This window comes from Desulforegula conservatrix Mb1Pa (assembly GCF_000426225.1).
Taxonomy (GTDB): Bacteria; Desulfobacterota; Desulfobacteria; order Desulfobacterales; family Desulforegulaceae; genus Desulforegula; species Desulforegula conservatrix.
Map to the genome: position 1 here is coordinate 41715 of NZ_AUEY01000013.1, position 19059 is coordinate 60773.

General features: G+C 43.6%; 14 protein-coding genes and 1 CRISPR repeat array (1 of these 15 cut by a window edge). Of the genes, 10 read left to right on the forward strand and 4 right to left on the reverse strand.

Translation table 11 applies throughout. From position 1 onward, the window contains the following. Positions 1-137 precede the first annotated feature (137 nt). From K245_RS0107155 to K245_RS0107185, 5 genes are all read left to right on the forward strand, one after another. Positions 138-380, forward strand: coding sequence for an FmdB family zinc ribbon protein (locus tag K245_RS0107155; RefSeq protein ID WP_027358737.1), 243 nt, complete (start codon positions 138-140; stop codon positions 378-380). Beyond that, positions 380-1309: a hydroxymethylbilane synthase gene (gene hemC / locus K245_RS0107160; RefSeq protein ID WP_027358738.1), complete on the forward strand. Its 930-nt coding sequence runs from the start codon at positions 380-382 to the stop codon at positions 1307-1309. The genes K245_RS0107155 and hemC overlap by 1 nt, the downstream gene beginning before the upstream one ends. Then, positions 1306-2832, forward strand: coding sequence for a uroporphyrinogen-III C-methyltransferase (gene cobA, locus K245_RS0107165; RefSeq protein ID WP_027358739.1), 1527 nt, complete (start codon positions 1306-1308; stop codon positions 2830-2832). The genes hemC and cobA overlap by 4 nt, the downstream gene beginning before the upstream one ends. 393 nt (positions 2833-3225) lie before the next feature. Further along, entirely contained in the window at positions 3226-3678 is a 453-nt protein-coding gene (locus tag K245_RS0107175; RefSeq protein ID WP_027358741.1) for a hypothetical protein, read from the forward strand. A gap of 286 nt (positions 3679-3964) precedes the next feature. Next, positions 3965-5146, forward strand: coding sequence for a BaiN/RdsA family NAD(P)/FAD-dependent oxidoreductase (locus K245_RS0107185; RefSeq protein WP_027358743.1), 1182 nt, complete (start codon positions 3965-3967; stop codon positions 5144-5146). 211 nt (positions 5147-5357) lie between these two features. Here K245_RS0107185 and K245_RS0107190 read toward each other — a convergent pair whose 3' ends face one another. From K245_RS0107190 to K245_RS0107200, 3 genes are all read right to left on the reverse strand, one after another. Further along, the gene (locus K245_RS0107190) at positions 5358-6203 is read right to left on the reverse strand and encodes a hypothetical protein (RefSeq protein WP_027358744.1); all 846 of its coding nucleotides are present in this window, start codon (positions 6201-6203) and stop codon (positions 5358-5360) included. 71 nt (positions 6204-6274) lie between these two features. Beyond that, on the reverse strand, positions 6275-7183 hold the full coding sequence (locus tag K245_RS0107195) for a universal stress protein (protein ID WP_027358745.1): 909 nt from the start codon (positions 7181-7183) through the stop codon (positions 6275-6277). Between the two features lie 2 nt (positions 7184-7185). Further along, on the reverse strand, positions 7186-8472 hold the full coding sequence (locus tag K245_RS0107200; RefSeq protein WP_027358746.1) for an Nramp family divalent metal transporter: 1287 nt from the start codon (positions 8470-8472) through the stop codon (positions 7186-7188). A gap of 1136 nt (positions 8473-9608) precedes the next feature. On the opposite strand from K245_RS0107200, the gene K245_RS23500 reads away from it, so the two are divergent. From K245_RS23500 to murA, 3 genes are read left to right on the forward strand one after another with little or no spacing between them, the layout of a single operon-like run. Further along, positions 9609-10970, forward strand: a complete 1362-nt coding sequence (locus K245_RS23500) for a cytochrome c biogenesis protein ResB (protein ID WP_051283956.1) — start codon at positions 9609-9611, stop codon at positions 10968-10970. A 46-nt stretch (positions 10971-11016) separates the two neighbouring features. Then, positions 11017-12036, forward strand: a complete 1020-nt coding sequence (gene ccsB, locus K245_RS23505; protein ID WP_035276711.1) for a c-type cytochrome biogenesis protein CcsB — start codon at positions 11017-11019, stop codon at positions 12034-12036. A 28-nt stretch (positions 12037-12064) separates the two neighbouring features. Continuing rightward, positions 12065-13324, forward strand: coding sequence for a UDP-N-acetylglucosamine 1-carboxyvinyltransferase (gene murA, locus K245_RS0107220; protein ID WP_027358747.1), 1260 nt, complete (start codon positions 12065-12067; stop codon positions 13322-13324). A gap of 442 nt (positions 13325-13766) precedes the next feature. Here the strand turns inward: murA and K245_RS28030 are convergent, their stop codons facing one another. Beyond that, positions 13767-13967, reverse strand: a complete 201-nt coding sequence (locus K245_RS28030; RefSeq protein WP_027358748.1) for a hypothetical protein — start codon at positions 13965-13967, stop codon at positions 13767-13769. Here K245_RS28030 and K245_RS0107230 point away from each other — a divergent pair. Together K245_RS0107230 and K245_RS0107235 are read left to right on the forward strand one after the other, a co-directional pair. Further along, positions 13930-16260 (forward strand): DNA internalization-related competence protein ComEC/Rec2, encoded by a 2331-nt coding sequence (locus K245_RS0107230; RefSeq protein WP_232223807.1) that lies wholly within the window; start codon positions 13930-13932, stop codon positions 16258-16260. The genes K245_RS28030 and K245_RS0107230 overlap by 38 nt on opposite strands. Continuing rightward, complete coding sequence (locus K245_RS0107235; RefSeq protein WP_027358750.1) at positions 16247-17038, forward strand: TIGR02757 family protein; 792 nt, start codon at positions 16247-16249, stop codon at positions 17036-17038. Before K245_RS0107230 ends, K245_RS0107235 begins: the two co-directional genes overlap by 14 nt. 89 nt (positions 17039-17127) lie before the next feature. Then, positions 17128-19059: a CRISPR direct-repeat array (repeat unit 32 nt; unit sequence GTTTCAATCCACGCTCCCGCGCGGGGAGCGAC) (it continues 1334 nt past the right edge of the window).

Sequence of the window (19059 nt, forward strand, 5' to 3'; positions counted from 1 at the left end):
GTCCGGCATGACGCCGACGCATTTTTTTGACTTTTTGCTGCCTTGTCAAAAAATAAAGTTACTTGCTTTATAAAAATTTTATGATTATTTTCATGAACTTTAAAAATGCCGGTGTAATTTTTCCCAGGAGATTTGAAATGCCTATATACGAATACAAATGCGATACCTGCAACAAAAGCTTCGAGCTGCTTGTTTTAGGATCAGACCAGCCGACGTGTCCCACATGCGGAACCCCTGAAATAAAAAGACTCATGTCCTGCTGCGGATTTGTAAGCAAAGGTTCAGGAGCACCCGGTGAAGCTCCGACATTTAAATCATCGGCTGGTATGTCAGGCTGCGCTGGCTGCTCTTCAACGAATTGCGGGAGCTGCGGGATCTGATGACTTCCAACCTTATTATAGGAACAAGGGGCAGCCAGCTTGCTCTTTGGCAGGCCAACTGGGTCAAGTCGGAAATTGAAAGAAAATTTCCTGGAAGCACTGTAAGTTTGAATATTATCAAGACAAAAGGTGATAAGATCCTTGATGTTCCCCTCGCAAAAGTAGGCGGCAAAGGTCTTTTTGTAAAGGAGATAGAAGACGCCCTGCTTGAGAAAAGGGTGGATATTGCTGTTCACAGCATGAAGGACATGCCTGCCGAAATTCCTGAAGGACTCTGTATTGCAGCTATTCCTGAAAGGGAAAACCCCCTTGATGTGCTTATATCAAAAAACGGCTTTAAGCTGGATGAGCTTCCCAAAGGCGCAAAAATCGGCACAAGCAGCTTAAGACGTATGTCCCAGATTTCTGCCAGAAGACCTGATCTTGAAATAGTGTCGCTCAGGGGCAACCTTGATACAAGAATAAAAAAGCTGGAAGCAGGCGAATTCGATGCAATCGTACTTGCGGCCGCCGGAGTTCACAGGCTTGGGCTCTCTTCAAAAATCACCCAGTACATAGACCCTGAAATAATGCTTCCCGCATCAGGTCAGGGTGCACTTTGTATAGAAACAAGGGAAAATGATCCCAAAACTTCCGACATTATCAAAAGCCTTAACCATGCGACAACAGCAACCGCAGTCATTGCTGAAAGAGCTTTTCTTCACAGACTCGAAGGCGGATGTCAGGTTCCAATTGCGGCACATGCCAAAGTGAACGGCGATATGGTAGAAATGGAAGGCCTTGTCTCTGATGTCAAAGGCTCCATAATTTTCAAAAGCGCTCTTTCCGGCAAGATCTCAGAAGCTGCACAAATCGGCAAAAAACTGGCTGAAGCACTTCTTGAAAAAGGCGCGAAAAAAATTCTTGATGAGATTTATTCTGAAAAATGAAAAATAATAAGAATACAGGCAAAATATATCTGATAGGCGCAGGCCCTGGAGATCCGGGACTTATAACAGTCAAAGGACTTCAGTGCATCCAGGAAGCTGATGTAATTGTTTATGATTATCTTGCTTCTCCCCGCCTGATGCGCCATGCCCGCAAAGACGCCGAAAAAATATATGTCGGAAAGATGGGCGGCAACCACACCCTTTCCCAGGATGGGATCAACAACCTGCTTGTGGAAAAAGGAAAATCAGGCCTTAAAGTGGCAAGACTCAAAGGCGGAGATCCTTTTGTATTCGGAAGAGGCGGAGAAGAAGCCCAGGTTCTTAAAAAAGCCGGAGTTGCCTTTGAAATAGTTCCTGGTGTTACATCGGCTGTCGCTGCCCCTGCTTACGCTGGAATTCCGATCACCCACAGGGATCACACAACCTCAGTAACATTTGTGACAGGCCATGAAGATCCGACCAAAGCCCAGTCTACAATCAACTGGAACAGCCTTGTAACAGGTACGGTTGTATTTTTCATGGGCGTTAAAAATCTTGCCATGATAGTTGAGAATCTCGTCAGGGCAGGAAGATCACCTGAAACGCCAGCAGCACTCATAAGATGGGGAACAACAGCCAAACAGAAAACAGTCACAGGAATTCTTTCAAATATAAAGGAAGTTGCCGACAAGGCGGGAATAACAGCTCCAGCATTAATCGTTGTGGGTGAAGTTGTAACCCTGAGGGAGGAACTCGCCTGGTTTGAAACTGCCCCTCTGTTCGGAAAACGGATCGCAGTCACAAGATCCCGTGAGCAGGCAAGCGCTCTTGTGGAAAAACTTTCCGAACTTGGCGCTGACTGCGTGGAATGCCCGACAATCAAAATAGAACCTGTTAAAGACAATTCAAGGCTTCAAAACGCTATTAAAAACCTAAAAAGCTTTGAATGGTTAATTTTCACAAGCGTAAACGGAGTAGCCTGTTTCTTTGATACTTTGTTTGATATGGGCCTTGACTCAAGGACGCTTGGTGGCGTCAAGACAGCCGTAATCGGCCCTGCAACCTTAGAAAGACTGCTTTCTTTTGGGATAAGAGCTGATGTTATTCCGGAAAGCTATGTTGCTGAATCAGTAATAGAGGCCTTCAAATCAGAAGAAGTTAAAGGAAAAAAATTCCTTCTCCCAAGGGCAAAGGACGCGAGATCCGTCCTGCCTGTCCAGCTTGCTGAAATGGGCGGAATTGTCGACGAGATCATAACCTATGAAGCAGTAGAAGACACCGAACAATCAGCCGAAATAACCGGTCTGCTTGAAAAAGGTGAAATAGACATGGTGACTTTTACAAGCTCGTCAACAGTCTCAAATTTTGTAAAAAACATCCCTGAAGGCAGGCTTGCTGAGCTGATGAAGGATGTAAAGGTCGCAAGCATTGGCCCCATCACCAGCGAAACAGCCAAAAGCCTTGGCCTTGGAATTGACATAGAAGCAGACGTTTTCACCATCCCGGGCCTTTGTGACGCAATCCTGAAATTCTACAACGAATAAAAACAAAAAAATGAGGATAAAGACGCGTGCCATCATTTGCACGCGTCTTTTTTATATAAAGTCTGGAAAGCATCTTTTAAAAAAGATGTTTTCCAGACCTCTTCTGAAAACCTTCTATTTTTTTGCTTCATCCTGTTTCATTATTTTTGAACCAAATCTTAATCTTGACAAGTCCCCAAAAAGTCCGATTTCCGTCATTCCGGCGCAGGCTGGAATCCAGAAGTGGCTGAAATTACAAAGATGCCGTATCAAGTCCGGCATGACGCTAAAGCCATTTTTTGTTTTTTTACGACTCCATCAACCTTTAATTCCTTTTTATTCTGTTTAAAAAATGCCAGTATGCAAAGTAATAAAAAAATAATAATCAGTTTTTAATCAAAGGAAAATCAACAAATGAAAATGGATCTTACAAAAGAAGAATTCAGAGGTCTTCTGGATATTGTCTTTCTTGGTGACTGGGTTTTGAGTGCCTATGAGACTGCCGAAGAGAGTAACCCTGAAAAAGAAAAATACAAGGCAATAGTCCAGAAGATATACTCCTTTGCCAAAGATTTTGGTCTTGGAGAGCTGATTGAACACACCCCTGAGCTGAATCTTTATCATGAAACTCCTGAGTTCGAAGAATCAGAAGTTCAGGACTACATAGCAGAATATGAAGAAAACACTTTCTGGGAAAAACTCATCAGCTCACTTGCAGGCAGAGACGCTCTGAAAGATGTCAGCCCTGAAAAAGTCAAAAAAATGTCCGATGATGAAAGATTCACTCTCATGCTTAAATATGAAGAAAAATGGGCGGAAGAATTTGACAATCACGGTCTGGACAGGCTCGACATAAAAAAGAAGTGATTCAGATTATGATGGACTCGCAAAAAAACAAAAAATGGCTTTAGTGTCATGCCGGACTTGATCAGGCATCTTTGTATTATCAGCCAGTTCTGGATTCCGGCCTGCGCCGGAATGACCGAAATCAGACTTTTTGCGACCTTGTCAGATTATAAGTGGCCTGCACAGATTTTTTTCCTGGGCAGGCCCATCCAAATACAAGAATTCCCCTATTCTATTTTTTCTTTCCGGCCTTTAATCCTTTCATGATAAATGGTTTTCATCTTTTAATATTTATTGGAGCAAAAAGATGGAAAAGACCGATGTAATCGTCATCGGAGCAGGAGCTTCGGGTCTCATGTGCGCAATTGAGGCAGGCAAACGCGGCAGAAGAGTTATTATACTTGATCATGCTGACAAGCCGGGTAAGAAAATCCTGATGTCAGGCGGAGGTCGCTGCAATTTTACGAATAACGATATAAGCCCTGCAAATTATATTTCCCGCAATCCCAACTTCTGTAAATCAGCCTTGAGCAGATTTAATCAATGGAATTTTCTGGATCTTATTCAAAAATACAAAATACCGTTTCATGAAAGAGAGCACGGCCAGCTGTTCTGCGACAACAGTTCTAAAGACATTCTTGATATGCTCCTTTCTGAATGCAAGAAAACCAAAGTGTCGATCAGACTGAATACAGTCATTAAAAAAATTAAACGCAGCGATGACGGCTTTTTCATAATTGAATCAAATCAAAACATTTTCTCATGCGAATCTCTGGTTGTTGCAACAGGTGGGTTATCAATCCCTACTTCTGGGGCAAGTCCTTTTGGTTATAAAACTGCCGAACAGTTTGGAATAAGAATCTGGCCCACAGCAGCAGGTCTGGTTCCATTAACTTTAAGGCCGGATGACAAGGAAAAACTGTCGCCTTTATCAGGCATAGCTGTTGAGTGCATAGTTTCTAACAAATTAAAAAGCTTCAGAGAAAATGTATTATTCACCCACAGAGGACTGAGCGGCCCCGCAATTTTACAGATATCATCATATTGGCAGCCAGGAGATATTATAACCGTCAATTTGCTGCCAGACATCAATCTGAACGAAGAATTGAAAAATGCCCAGAAGCAGAGATCCCAGCTAAAACTTAAAACATTTCTTGGCGAATATCTTCCAAAACGCCTTGTGGCAACCATTATTCATGATGAAACTATAGAAAAGCCTCTCCAAGAAATTTCCCATAAAATATTTACTGAAATAGCCGCCCATATTCATGAATGGAATGTCAAACCTAATGGCACTGAAGGATATAGGACAGCTGAGGTGACCTGCGGAGGAGTTGACTGCAATGCCATTTCTTCTAAAACCATGGAGAGCAAGGAACATCCCGGCCTTTTTTTCACTGGTGAAGTTCTTGATGTGACAGGATGGCTTGGCGGATACAATCTGCAATGGGCATGGTCTTCTGGATGGTGTGCAGGGCAGTATGTTTAGAACTTAAATCATGCCATTTTGATCTTTGCCAATATTTAAAATTTGCCTTCGGCGAGTCGCTTTTTTGAAAAAAAGCTCCGCAAAAAACTTTTATAATGCCGCAAGTTCAACTCATCAATCATTTTTTATGCTGACAAAGTAGATACTTGAATGCTTTTGGGAAACACCTTTTGAAGGGTGTTTTCCCAAAATGCCCAGTCCAATTCAAATATCATTCACCAGTTATGCCTGATTTATAAGAAATTGAAGTATGAAAAGCCGCGCTTTTCATCTCATCAAGGCACTGCACCCAGGTGCTCCAGGTGTCTTTGTTCATTTCATCGACATATTTCTGAGCATCTTTTGGGATCCCTGGCCCTGTTTTGTTTTTCTGAGCCATGTTCATTATTCCGGCAATATCACCCTTTGCTTTCATTTCCTGCATCTGTTTTCTCATATCCGCAGCTTTTGCTTTTCCTGCCTGATACTCTGCGGAATCATCAGAATGGGAAGAAGACTTTGAAAGCTCTGGATTGGCAGTCTGAAGATATTTTTTGTATATTATTTCCGATTCGCTTCTATTATTTCCGTCGGGTGATTTAACCCTCCTGAAATATGCTGATTTAAGATCCGAGTAGGAGTTTTCTATGGCCTGCAATTCTGACTCGGAATGCATCCCTCTCATTGCCATTGCTTTGAGCTGGCCAAAAGCATTGGCAACATGGGTATCTGCTTTTGTTCTAACCATCATTGTCACAAGCTGGAACCTCTTGCCCATTGTTTCCGTCACAAGCTGACTGCCCTTCTGATCAACTTCTGAGTATGGTTCCAGCTTATCTTCAGTTTTTTTCTTGGATTCAAAAAAAGATCTAACCTCATTTATATTATCTTTTGTAAGATCATTACCATGCTTTGTGGATTCTTCACTGACAGGGACACCTCCGGGGTAAAGATCAACCGGATGAGAAACAGCAATACCCTTCCCATCACCATCTGCATAAACCTTTGAAAAAACCGGGACAAAGCATAAAGCCAGCAACATAATAAGACATAAACCAGATCTATTCTTTTTAAGCATAATCATCCCTGCCCTCTAAAAATGTTAATAATGATAAGCTGCGTAATAAAATATTTCCGACAGCATGAGTTTCACTCTTTCTTCTCCACAGGAACAAGCAGCAGTGGCGCCCTGCAAAGACTGCATATTTTATGGGCCATACTTCCGGCCCAAATGGCCTGCATCCCTGATTTTCCATGTGTTGCAAGAACGATTAGATCTACGCCAGACTTACTTACAGATTCAGCCACAAGATCGGCGGGATCGCCCCTCAGTACATGTGCGCTGGCCTGAAATCCTCTTTCCTTCAGATCAGCAAGACGCTCTCCAAGGTACTCGTCAGCATTCTGTTTTAAAATATCCAGCATTCTTGAAGTAGCGGCTGGCTGAAATCTGCTTTGAACGGCCATTTTACCTGGGATGCTGGTAAAAACGGGTATTACCATCAAAAGATGAAGAGTCGAACCGCATAACCCGGCAATTTCCTCGGAAACAGGAAGGGCACCGCCATGGGCAGGATCTCCGTCAAGAGGCACCAAAATAGATCTGCATGAGAATTCCCTGATATTTTTTGTTTCATCAGGCTGAATAAGAAGAACCGGAACTGTTCCAATGGCTATTACATTCTGTGCTATGCAGCCCAAAAGAAGATGAAGCGCCCTGCCCCGCCCGTGGGAACACATTATTACAAGATCATGCTTAAATTCACAACGATGCTCGACAATACTTTCCGCCACATCATCAACTTCAGAGGTATGAACATGGCATTCAACCACCAAATTTTCCCTAAACCATGATTTGGATATTTTCTCAAGATACGCCGAGGCCTCCACCGCATTTTTGATATGATGCTGGCCATGAACCTCAGAAGGAGGATTCTTTTCTATTATATGGATTAGGGTCACCCTTGCTTTCAATTTTTCAGCCAGAAATACTGCTGCTGGCAAAGAAGATTCGGCAAGCCCTGATCCGTCTAACGGGACAAGAATATGATTAAACATGATTATCCCTCAAAAACTGTCTGATAAATAAGATAAATGTTAAGAGCAATAATAAGAGCAGCAATCATTGAAACAACAACAGTTGTCAGAGCTCTGTTAGTCAGGTCACCCATTATGTCTTTTCTGCTTGTAAACATAACAAGAGGAATGATTGCAAAAGGAAGCCCGAAACTCAAAACAACCTGACTGACCACAAGCGTACTTGTTGGATCAAGTCCCAAGCCTATAACAAGAAGGGAAGGAGCGATTGTAACCAGCCGCCTGACCCATACAGGAATATGTCTTTGCAGAAAGCCCTGCATTATTACCTGGCCAGCGCTGGTTCCCACTGTCGAAGAAGAGAGCCCTGCCACAAGAAGAGAGACTCCGAAAATCCATTTTGCGGCCTTGCCAAAAAGAGGTTCCAACGTCCGATGAGCCTCTTCTATTGAAGCTATATGGGTCAGACCTGTCTTGTAAAATGCGGTTGCAGCCATTATGAGCATGGCAATATTCACAAGACCGGCTATCCCCATTGCAATGACCACGTCAGCAATCTGAAACCTGAAAAGGCGTCTGAGCTGTTCCTTGTTTTTTACGACAATCCTGTTCTGAGTTAATGCTGAATGGAGAAATATGACATGCGGCATCACGGTTGCTCCGATAATTCCTGAGGCAAGAATAACACTTTCAGAGCCTGAAAACTGCGGAACTACTGCATGATAAGCGATCTGACCCCAATCAGGCTTACCGATCAGGGTCTCTATGAGATAGCAGAGAGCAATGATCCCAAGCATCCCTGAAATTACGGCTTCAAGTGGTCTGAAACCGTATCGTTCGAGTCCGAGAATAAGAAGAGTTGCAATTGCCGTTAAAAAAGCCCCGGCCAGAAGAGGAATTCCAAAAAGGAGATAGAAACCAAGGGCAGCGCCCAGGAACTCAGCAAGATCAGTTGCAATTGCAACAAGTTCCATTATAAACCACATCAGCCAGACAACAGGCTTAGGAAACTGGTTGCGACAATGCTCAGCAAGGTTCTGTCCAGTGGCGATCCCAAGTTTTGCGGACATGGTCTGGATAAGCATTGCCATAAGATTACTGGCAACAATCACCCAGATCAGCATGTATCCGAATTTGGCGCCGCCTTGAATATTGGTCGCAAAGTTACCAGGATCGATATATGCAACACTCGCTATGAACGCAGGGCCAAGAAAAGGAAGCATTCTGGACAGCCGATTCTGTTTTCCTTTGCTCCCAAGGATATCAAGGGCTGACTCCACGGTTTTTGCGTCCGGATTCTTATTATTCATGATTTTTCTTTTTTACGAAGATAGAATTCAAAACTGACTCCGATTTACCGAGTTTTATGAAATCATTATAATTCAAAAAAATGATATAAAAAAAGAAGCTGTGTACTAAAGAAGGATCGATCAATGGCTTAAAAAATCATCACCTACGCAGCCAATGATAAAAAAACGGATTTTTTTTGACAGGCAATTAATAGCACATGACAATCTTATTTGCAAAGAGCTACAAATCATGAAGAAATTGTCACAGCAACTACTGAAATTGTTGAATAACAGGGCATAACAAGATCCATAAATGAGACATCTCCAAAAGCACTTTCATGAAAACTATTATACTTCAGGTCGTCATAAATTGAACCCTTCTGTTAGATGAAAGGTCAAAGGCCGCTTTTTGAAAAAAGCTTGGCAAAAACTTTTGTGGCTCTGCCTGATTTTCAGTTAAGAAGTGCCTTTTATGGTTAATTTGCCATCAAAAAAGGGTGATGCGTCGGATTAGGACACCCTTTGTCCGTAATCCGACGTTAAGCCGAGTGCCTCCGGCGAGGCTTTATAACCCAATAGACCAAAGTCAGACGAAGCGTATTCTTTCGGCTGTTTTGAAGTTGCTAGGGGGAGTGCCTCGAGCGGGTCGCTTTTTGTAAAAAGCTCCGCAAAAACTTTATGGTTTTTTTAGTAGGCAAAAAACTGATATTTTTAGAGTTTTAAAAATGTTAAGCCCATTAACTTTCAAATGTTACTGAGAATTGAGCATAACCACAAAAACTTTTCTATTATAGATTCTTTTGCTTGAAAAACAGATGTTATCAACTCGTAATAAAAAAACCATAAAAAGTTTTGGGAAAGGTCTGGAAAACCCTTTTTCAAAAGGGTTTTCCAGAAATGATGCAACAACAGCCTTGCCATTTAAACTGCCTGACTAATTTCAAATGTTCAAGCTGTGGCATTGTTGAGTATGGTCAGGCAATAAAAGGTCTTATTCTGAATATTTATTCCGTTTATAGATGTTGATTCAGTCAACCTGATTTGTTAAGTAAGCTTTCGAATGAATAAGACTCTAATATTCCAGTGTGCATACTTTAAAGCCAAATCTTGAAGCAATATATGCATACCGGAATCAATAATATTTTTAAGGATTTAAAATGTCTCATCCTCCCAAAAAAACCGGCAATCCGGCGTGGCGGTTCTTTGCATCCATAAAACTTTCTGTTGTTACACTTTTTCTGCTTGCCGCATTTTCCGTCACAGGGACTTTCATCCCCCAGGGCAATCCGGCCGAATTCTACATCCATAAATACCCCTCAGCAGGAAAGCTCATTCTGGGACTGGACATGCATCATCTGTATTCTTCGTGGTGGTTCAGAGGAATGCTGCTCGTTCTTTGCGTGAATATAATTGTCTGTTCAATAGACAGATTGTCAAGAACATGGAGAATCATATTTCCAGGCAAAAAAGGGGTTAATCCGGAAAGAATCAGAAAAGCCAAGGATATCATCAGATTCGAATCTTCCTCATCCATGGAAGAAATGGTCAAAGCAGCACAAATTCTGCTTGCATCAGGCAAAGGAAGATCAGAAGCAAAACAGATTGGAGATGAATCCTTTATATTCGCAGAATCCGGCAGATGGACAAGACTCGGAGTTTATATAGTCCACGCAAGCGTCCTTCTCCTTCTTACAGGAGGCCTTATCGGGTCTATATACGGATTCAGGGGCAATATGAATATAACTGAAGGTGAGCAGAGCGACGAGGTGATGCTCGACTCAGGGAAGCAGATCAATATCCCCTTCATGATAAAATGTGATGATTTCGACGTTTCATTTTATGAATCAGGCATGCCCAAGGAATTCAGATCAAAAATAGCACTCATCGAAAACGGCAAAGAAATTCTGAAAAAAGACGTTCTTGTGAATACGCCATTAAGATATAAGGGACTCAGTTTTTTTCAGTCATCATACGGAGTTGCCGGAGCTTCTGACATAAAATTCGAAATCACCACCAAGACAGGAAACAAATTTGAAAAGACCGCCAACATAGGTGAAACGGTCGAGCTCCCCGAAGGATTAGGCCAGTTCACGGTATCAGGGTTTGAAGATACTTTCCAGGTCAGGGGTCATGCTCTCAAAGAGGTTTTCACATGCTTCATGGTGGAAAATGGCCAGCCATCCGATGTTTTCATAATTCCGGCGAGCATGCCAGGATTCGACAAGATGAGGGGCAAGGACTTTTACATCAACGTCAAGGAATACAATAAAATATGGTATACCGGTCTTCAGGTAACAAAAGATCCTGGAGTCCCCCTCGTATATGCAGGCTTTTTGCTCATGATTGCAGGCTGCATAGTTTCTTTTTTCATGGCCCACAGGCAGTTCGGAATTTTTGTAAAACCCAAGGATTCAGGGTGCGAGGTATGCATATGCGGTGTTTCATCAAGAAAAAACCCGCTTTTTGAAGAAATAATAAAAAATATGGCTGAAAAATTAGGCGGCACCGATATTAACTAGACTATAAGCGGCATTTAAGGCCGAATGAACATACAAGGAAATAGACATGGATAACAGCATAAATACCCTGATCATATCAATTTCAGGTTACGTATTCGGTTTTGCCGGCCTTATATATCTTGCGGCCTGGGTTTTCAAAAAACCCCGCCTCTATATTCCGGCCATGCTTGCGGCAATTTCAGGCGCAATTACAAACGCGGCGGGAATAGGGATAAGATGGCACGAATCATATAAAATGGGAATGGGCCATGCTCCCCTTTCAAATATGTATGAATCCCTGGTTTTCTTTTCATTTGCCCTTGCAGTTGTTTACCTTATTTATGAAAACAGGATGAAAATCAGGGCTTTCGGCGCTATTGCCCTGCCCATGTGCTTTTTCATAATAATGTACGCTGAACTGTCTCCAAATGTTTCAGGAGAAATAAAACCGCTTCTGCCTGCCCTTAAAAGTGACTGGCTAATTGCCCATGTCATTTCATGTTTCATCGGGTATGCTGCGTTTGCAATAGCATTTGGGCTCAGCACCATTTATCTTATGAAGACATATATAAAAACAGTGGAAAGCATAAATGCAGATGCAATAATGAAAATGTTTTTGTTCCTCTGTCTTCCTCTTTCGTCAGGGCTTTTTCTGGCTTTTGTTGGCTCATCTCTCAAAGCAGGACTCCTTGCCGCATGGGCCGGATTAGGATCAGGGGTCATTATTATCTTCATAATAAAGATTTCTGGTTCAAAAATTGTTGATATGCTTTCGAGTCTTCCAGATATTAAGAATCTTGATGTCCTGACATACAGGGTGATTGCCTTCGGCTTTCTTTTCCTGACTGCAGGAATCATAACAGGATCAGTATGGGCTAACTCGGCATGGGGTTCATACTGGAGCTGGGATCCAAAGGAAACCTGGTCACTCATTACATGGTTCGTATATGCAGGGCTTATTCACACAAGACTCATGGCAGGATGGGCAGGAGAAAGAATAGCCTGGCTCTCCATATTAGGCTTCATGGCAGTGATTTTCACATATTTCGGCGTTAATCTGCTTCCGGGTCTGCACAGTTATTCATAGATATAATTAGTATAAGGATTTGTTTTAAATGGATAGAATTATAGTGGAAGGCGGAAGAAGGCTTTCCGGAGAAGTAAGGGCAAGCGGAGCCAAGAATGCGGCGCTTCCGATTCTTGTTTCATCTATGCTGACTGACGGGCCATGCGTTTATGACAACGTACCAGCCTTAAAGGATATAGAAAGCATTTGTCTGCTGCTCGAAGATCTCGGAGCTAAGGTCGAAACTTCAGGCAGCAAAGTTCAGATTGACGCAAAAGGAATTTTCAAACACGAAGCAAGCTATGAACTTGTAAGAAAGATGAGGGCTTCGGTTCTTGTTCTTGGGCCTCTTGTCGCACGCATGGGAAGAGCAAGGGTTTCGCTTCCGGGCGGATGCGCGATAGGCGCACGTCCTGTTGATCTGCATCTCAAGGGTCTTGAGCTGCTCGGCGCTGAAATCAAGATCGAACATGGATATATAGATGCCATTGCACCCAAGCTCAAGGGTGCTGTCATATACCTTGACACTGTCACAGTGACAGGCACAGAGAACCTCATGATGGCGGCCGTACTCGCAGAAGGCGAGACAATTCTCCAGAATGCTGCCATGGAGCCTGAAGTTGTTGCGCTTGCAGATGTTCTTAAAGGAATGGGAGCTGATATAGAAGGCGCTGGAACTCCGGAAATAAGAATTCGCGGAAAGGCCTCACTTTCTCCTGTAAAAGCTTCCATTATTCCTGACCGCATCGAAGTCGGAACATATATGGTGGCAGCCGCTCTAACAGGAGGTGATGTGACTGTTACTGGCTGCAATCCTCATCATATGATGAGCGTCATGGATAAGCTCAGGCAGACAGGAATAAAAGTTGATGTTGTCGGAGACAGTGCCGTCAGAATCAACGGAAACGGGCATATCAAAAGCATAGACATCAAAACCGTGCCGTATCCGGGATTTCCTACAGACATGCAGGCCCAGTTCATGGTTTTAATGTCTGTTGCGGACGGTCGCAGCGTAATAACAGAAACAATATTTGAAAACAGATTCATACACGTCAGCGAGCTAAAAAGGCTTGGGGCAGACATAACAATAACATCAGGCAGCACTGCTGTAGTCAAAGGAGTACCCGGACTTTCAGGAGCCCCTGTCATGGCATCAGACTTAAGAGCAAGCGCCTCACTTATTCTCGCTGGACTTGTCGCTTCCGGAGAAACAGAAGTCAACCGAGTCTATCATCTGGACAGAGGATATGAGAAGATTGAAAGCAAGTTTGAAGGTCTGGGAGCTGCGATAAGAAGGGTAAGAGAATAGACAGATTGTTGATTCGTCATCTTACCCAATTCAGTTTATAGGCGTTTTAGTTTGGGGAACTTTTTGTAAAAAGTTCCCCTACCCCCTCAAAAACTTCATTTTTTGTAACCGTTCACCAGAATTTTAAAGCGATTTTTTTTATGAAAGGTCACTTTTTTGAAAAAAAGCTTGGCAAAAAACTTATGGTTTTTATGGGATGCTCTACTACATCTTCAACCAGCAAGATAGTGTCATAAATTGCAGCACATATCCTGAACAGGAGATAGATACCAACATCCGAAGGGTTTGAGGGAAAAGGGTTTTCCAAGGATAAGTATAGCAAGTTGAATTTTACCAGTTTTTTATTATTTAAGCGCAGACGGCTCTGTGTTTTGCCTATGCTATGTCATAATATCTAAAAATTTTTGCGGAGCTTAAAAAAAACGGCCCGCTGGAGGCAATTTTAGCTGAATAGCTGTAACGAATCCCCAAGAATAAAAATCTCCAGGCCATTTATTCCGGTTCTTTTTTCATTTGCGGCGGGCATAGTTTCAGCAGAATATATTCCTGGCCAAACTTTTACTGCATGGATTTTCACGGCTTGCTGTTTCTCATTTATCCTGCTTATTCTCGCTGGTTCAGATAAAAACAGAAAAACATTCATAGCCCCTCTGATCCTTTTCACTTCCCTAGGTTATATTTCAGCATCCCAGTATATTAAGTTTGATTCAAATAATCCTGAAGATCTTATCAACCATGCTGATGGTGAAAAAAAAAGAATAACAGGATATGTAGATTCGCTCCCAAGGGTTTATGATGATGGCTCAAGCTTCATAATGAATGTTGAAAAAATTGAGGCAAACAGCAATACACAGAAAATCAAGGGGCAGATCCAGGTCTCGCTGGATGGAACATCCATACCGCCTTCCCCTGGGAACAGAATCTCGTTCATTTCAACAATAGGGAAGATAAGAAGCTTCAAAAATCCTGGATGCTATGATTATGCAAGGCACATGCTTTTTGAAGGCATTAAGACAAGATGCAGCGTAAAGGCTGGGTCGATCGGTTTTCTTGAGCCTGAAAAAAGAAGCGCCATGATCATGGCCGACAGGTTCAGACTGAAAGCCGGAAAAGCAATGGATAATGCTATTCCAGATGATTCTGCGGTTGTAAAAGCGCTCATCACGGGTGATACTTCAGGGATATCATCTAAACTCAGGTATGCTTTTAACAGAACAGGCGCTGGTCATCTGATAGCAATTTCAGGACTGAATATCGGAATAATTGCGGCAGTTTCTTTTTTTACGGCAAGATATTTTCTGTCCTTCTGGCCATTCATTCTTAAAAAAGGAATACTTATCAGATGCGCCTCATTTGCTGCGATATTTCCAGTTATTTTTTACGGGCTCATTTCTGGTCTTGAGCCGTCAGCTTTACGGGCGGTAATAATGGCTTCGGTAATTCTTTCAGCTGGCGTATTCTCAAGGGAAAGCGATATTCTTAATTCAATCGCAGCATCAGCATTTATGATTCTTGCAGTGATGCCTGGCAGCCTCTTCAGTATTTCATTCATACTGTCATATATGGCCGTACTTTTTCTGATTCTTTCTGCTCCGGTTTCAGAAATGATCAGACAAAAATTCTCGAACTCAGGAAAGTCTGGGAAAATAATATCATGGACACTTCTTTCTCTGACGGTTTCTGTGTTTGCCACACTTGGAACAGCCCCTTTCGTAATGCACTATTTCGGCAATTTTTCTCCGGTTGGAATTCTTGCAAATCTTATACTTGTACCTCTTTTCGGAGCCGTGGCAGTAGCACCAGGCCTTTTGGCGGTTCTTTTTCTGCCTTTTTCAGAGTCTGCTTTCATCTTTCTAATTAAAATTGCGGCTCTGCCTGTAAGAATTGGAACGGTCATTATTGAATATCTGGCAGAATTCAAATATTCATCTTTTCAGACAATCTTTCCTGATATTTTTGAGGTCTTTCTATTATATGCAATACTCTTATCAGGCTTAGTCGTATTGAATAACCGGATAAAAAAGACTCCAACCACAGACTTCAAGAACAGAGCCATTATCCATATTTTTGTATTATCCTGTTTCCTTATGCTTATTGACGCTGGAATCTGCATTAAACAAAGATTTTTCAATAAGGATCTATATATAAGCATACTCGATGTTGGACACGGGAATTCGGCTCTTGCGGAACTTCCTGGAGGGAAAACCATGCTGATTGATGGAGGTGGTTTTCAGGGAAAAGGCGGACTTGATACAGGCAAAGATATAATCACTCCGTTTCTGAAGCGTAAAAAAATCCTCAATATTGATTATATGGTACTGACCCATCCAGACACCGACCATATTAAAGGGCTTTTGCATATTGCTGAGAATTTCAGTCCTGAAGAATTCTGGAAAGGCCCGGACAAGAGTGATTCGCCAGATTATATAAGGCTGATGGAAATTCTCAAAGAAAATGGCACAAAAATCATTGAACTCACTGATAGCGATGAAAACAGGAGTATTAATGACGTAAAAATAGAATTTCTGAATCCATCAAAAAATAACGGAGAAGATCAGAAAAGAGAATCCACAAATGATGAGTCTCTTGTCCTGAAGCTTAATTTCAAGGACAAGGCATTTCTTTTTACCGGTGACATCTCTGAAAAAGCCGAAGTAAAAATGACGAAATCATATCCAGAAAAACTTCAGGCAAATCTTATACTTATGCCCCACCACGGAAGCAATGGATCTGGCTCAGTAGTTTTTCTGGACAATGTCAAGCCAGAAGCAGCATTAATATCTGCGGGCAGAAAGGGATTGCCAGGCAAAGAGCTGTTGCAAAGACTAAAGCAAAGAAATATAAGCACCTGGCGGACAGATTTAAACGGCTGCATTACGGTTGGTATGGGCAGTAATGGTTACTCGATAAAGGCATTCACAGATGTTCAAAAATAAAAAAAAATTAAAGGAAAAACTTGAAGAGCTTTATTTAAAATACAACAGGCGTGAATTCGTTCATCCTGACCCACTCGAGTTCCTTTATAATTACGACAAACCTGAAGACAGGGAAATTGCTGCCCTCTTTGCGTCATCCCTCGCTTATGGCAGGGTCGAGCAGATCCTCAAGACCGTTGAAAGAATAATGACAATCATGGGCAAAAATCCCTTTGATTACATATGTTCTGGCAGCAAAGATAGATTCGGAAAGGATTTTGAAGGCATAGTTCACAGATTTGCCACAGGGGTTAAAATTGCGGCCCTTGCAACAGGAGCTTCGGGAATGCTTTCAGAATATGGATCGCTCGAAGCCTGTTTCATGAAATATATGCTTCCAGACGCGCCTAATGTTCATAATGCCCTTGCCCAGTTTGCTAAAGAGCTTAGAAGACATGGAATACCTGATGGGGATCATCTTATACCCATGCCTGAAAAAGGAGGGGCAAGCAAAAGGCTTCATCTTATGCTGAGATGGATGACAAGATCTGATGATGTCGATCCTGGCGGATGGTCACACCTGCCTGCTTCAAAACTGATTATACCCCTTGACGTTCATATGCACAGAATATCTGGTATTATCGGGCTTACTGATAGAAAACAGGCCAATCTTAAAGCTTCTCTTGAGATTACGTCAGCCTTTGCAGAAATCCAGCCCGAAGACCCTGTAAAATATGATTTTGCGCTTACAAGGCTGGGCATAAGAAGGGACTCTGACATAGCAGAGCTTTTTGAATAGGCAAACGCCTTAAATTCATTATCAAAACCGAAGTCTGCCAGATTAATCATGAACCAATAAAATCCATTCTCTGTTTATACGATCTGGCCGTTTCAATCCACGCTCCCGCGCGGGGAGCGACATTTTATGGGATTCCCATTTTTCAATTTTCATGATCGTTTCAATCCACGCTCCCGCGCGGGGAGCGACATCTTCATCCATAATCCCGCCTCCATTTTCCTAGTTTCAATCCACGCTCCCGCGCGGGGAGCGACACATGCAACACCTTGGCATACTTGTATTTATTTTGTTTCAATCCACGCTCCCGCGCGGGGAGCGACGAATACCAAAAACTGACAGGATGGCCTAACAAATGTTTCAATCCACGCTCCCGCGCGGGGAGCGACTCAGAGTACAAATCAGCTCCAGTACTTGCATCTGTTTCAATCCACGCTCCCGCGCGGGGAGCGACTAGGCTCTTTATCTTTAATTATATTTTCTTCATTGTTTCAATCCACGCTCCCGCGCGGGGAGCGACCTGACACAAGCAACGAATTTGAAGTGCTTTACCTGTTTCAATCCACGCTCCCGCGCGGGGAGCGACATGATCGACTGGATTAAAAACCTTAACTTATATGTTTCAATCCACGCTCCCGCGCGGGGAGCGACCTAATCTATCCTACCCATTTTTGTAGGTAAGTATGTTTCAATCCACGCTCCCGCGCGGGGAGCGACATGGAGTGCTTGAGGGGTTCGACCCCGAAAGAATGTTTCAATCCACGCTCCCGCGCGGGGAGCGACATACGGTAACGATCAATATGTCATTGCCACCATGGTTTCAATCCACGCTCCCGCGCGGGGAGCGACCGCCAAGCTCACCAGCGCAGGTGCGCGTAGCTTGTTTCAATCCACGCTCCCGCGCGGGGAGCGACGAGTCGTCTGTCCTGATATAATGATCTATTTCGTTTCAATCCACGCTCCCGCGCGGGGAGCGACGTTTGTGTCTTGCCAAGTATTTTAGCCAGATCATGTTTCAATCCACGCTCCCGCGCGGGGAGCGACTAACTGTCTCTGACAGACGCAACTGTACATGCCTGTTTCAATCCACGCTCCCGCGCGGGGAGCGACAGCATTATCTTTTCTACCGAAGATCCTGATTGTCTGTTTCAATCCACGCTCCCGCGCGGGGAGCGACATGTTCATAGTCTTTTGCCAGCAATAAGCTTATGTTTCAATCCACGCTCCCGCGCGGGGAGCGACGCTAAAAGACTCACTTCCTTCCCAAAAGAATTCAGTTTCAATCCACGCTCCCGCGCGGGGAGCGACTTCTTCATTATGTTTTGCAAGTTTTTCAACAGTTGTTTCAATCCACGCTCCCGCGCGGGGAGCGACGTAGTTACAATACCTGGTAGATTCCTGAGAGAATGTTTCAATCCACGCTCCCGCGCGGGGAGCGACCGGCTAAGCCAATGATCCTCAGGCCACGACAAGAAGTTTCAATCCACGCTCCCGCGCGGGGAGCGACTCAGGGTCAGCGTATTCCGTTATTCTCCCCTGAAGTTTCAATCCACGCTCCCGCGCGGGGAGCGACCTAAATCTGTCCCGGCGTCGCTCGCTTTTATTCCTGTTTCAATCCACGCTCCCGCGCGGGGAGCGACCGACAACGGGACACTTAAACAAAGGTCTGCTTCTGTTTCAATCCACGCTCCCGCGCGGGGAGCGACCGACCGATGGAGCAAGTATATAAAACCTACTTTGGGTTTCAATCCACGCTCCCGCGCGGGGAGCGACACGAGGACACCAAGAACAATTGCATTTACACTTTGTTTCAATCCACGCTCCCGCGCGGGGAGCGACACGCTGCACCCAGCGCGAGCCGTCCGGCTGGCGTGTTTCAATCCACGCTCCCGCGCGGGGAGCGACATCCACCAAGACAATTACAGCCTACAATGGCTATGTTTCAATCCACGCTCCCGCGCGGGGAGCGACATGAATCATAAAGGCGACCCAAAAAGAGACGCTGTTTCAATCCACGCTCCCGC

Excerpts from the sequence above, each read along its gene's own strand:
- K245_RS0107155 (WP_027358737.1), top strand. The coding sequence starts at position 138 with ATGCCTATATACGAATACAAATGCGATACCTGCAACAAAAGCTTCGAG.
- hemC (WP_027358738.1), top strand. The coding sequence starts at position 380 with ATGACTTCCAACCTTATTATAGGAACAAGGGGCAGCCAGCTTGCTCTT.
- cobA (WP_027358739.1), top strand. The coding sequence starts at position 1,306 with ATGAAAAATAATAAGAATACAGGCAAAATATATCTGATAGGCGCAGGC.
- K245_RS0107175 (WP_027358741.1), top strand. The coding sequence starts at position 3,226 with ATGAAAATGGATCTTACAAAAGAAGAATTCAGAGGTCTTCTGGATATT.
- K245_RS0107185 (WP_027358743.1), top strand. The coding sequence starts at position 3,965 with ATGGAAAAGACCGATGTAATCGTCATCGGAGCAGGAGCTTCGGGTCTC.
- K245_RS0107190 (WP_027358744.1), bottom strand. The coding sequence starts at position 6,203 with ATGCTTAAAAAGAATAGATCTGGTTTATGTCTTATTATGTTGCTGGCT.
- K245_RS0107195 (WP_027358745.1), bottom strand. The coding sequence starts at position 7,183 with ATGTTTAATCATATTCTTGTCCCGTTAGACGGATCAGGGCTTGCCGAA.
- K245_RS0107200 (WP_027358746.1), bottom strand. The coding sequence starts at position 8,472 with ATGAATAATAAGAATCCGGACGCAAAAACCGTGGAGTCAGCCCTTGAT.
- K245_RS23500 (WP_051283956.1), top strand. The coding sequence starts at position 9,609 with ATGTCTCATCCTCCCAAAAAAACCGGCAATCCGGCGTGGCGGTTCTTT.
- ccsB (WP_035276711.1), top strand. The coding sequence starts at position 11,017 with ATGGATAACAGCATAAATACCCTGATCATATCAATTTCAGGTTACGTA.
- murA (WP_027358747.1), top strand. The coding sequence starts at position 12,065 with ATGGATAGAATTATAGTGGAAGGCGGAAGAAGGCTTTCCGGAGAAGTA.
- K245_RS28030 (WP_027358748.1), bottom strand. The coding sequence starts at position 13,967 with ATGAATGTTTTTCTGTTTTTATCTGAACCAGCGAGAATAAGCAGGATA.
- K245_RS0107235 (WP_027358750.1), top strand. The coding sequence starts at position 16,247 with ATGTTCAAAAATAAAAAAAAATTAAAGGAAAAACTTGAAGAGCTTTAT.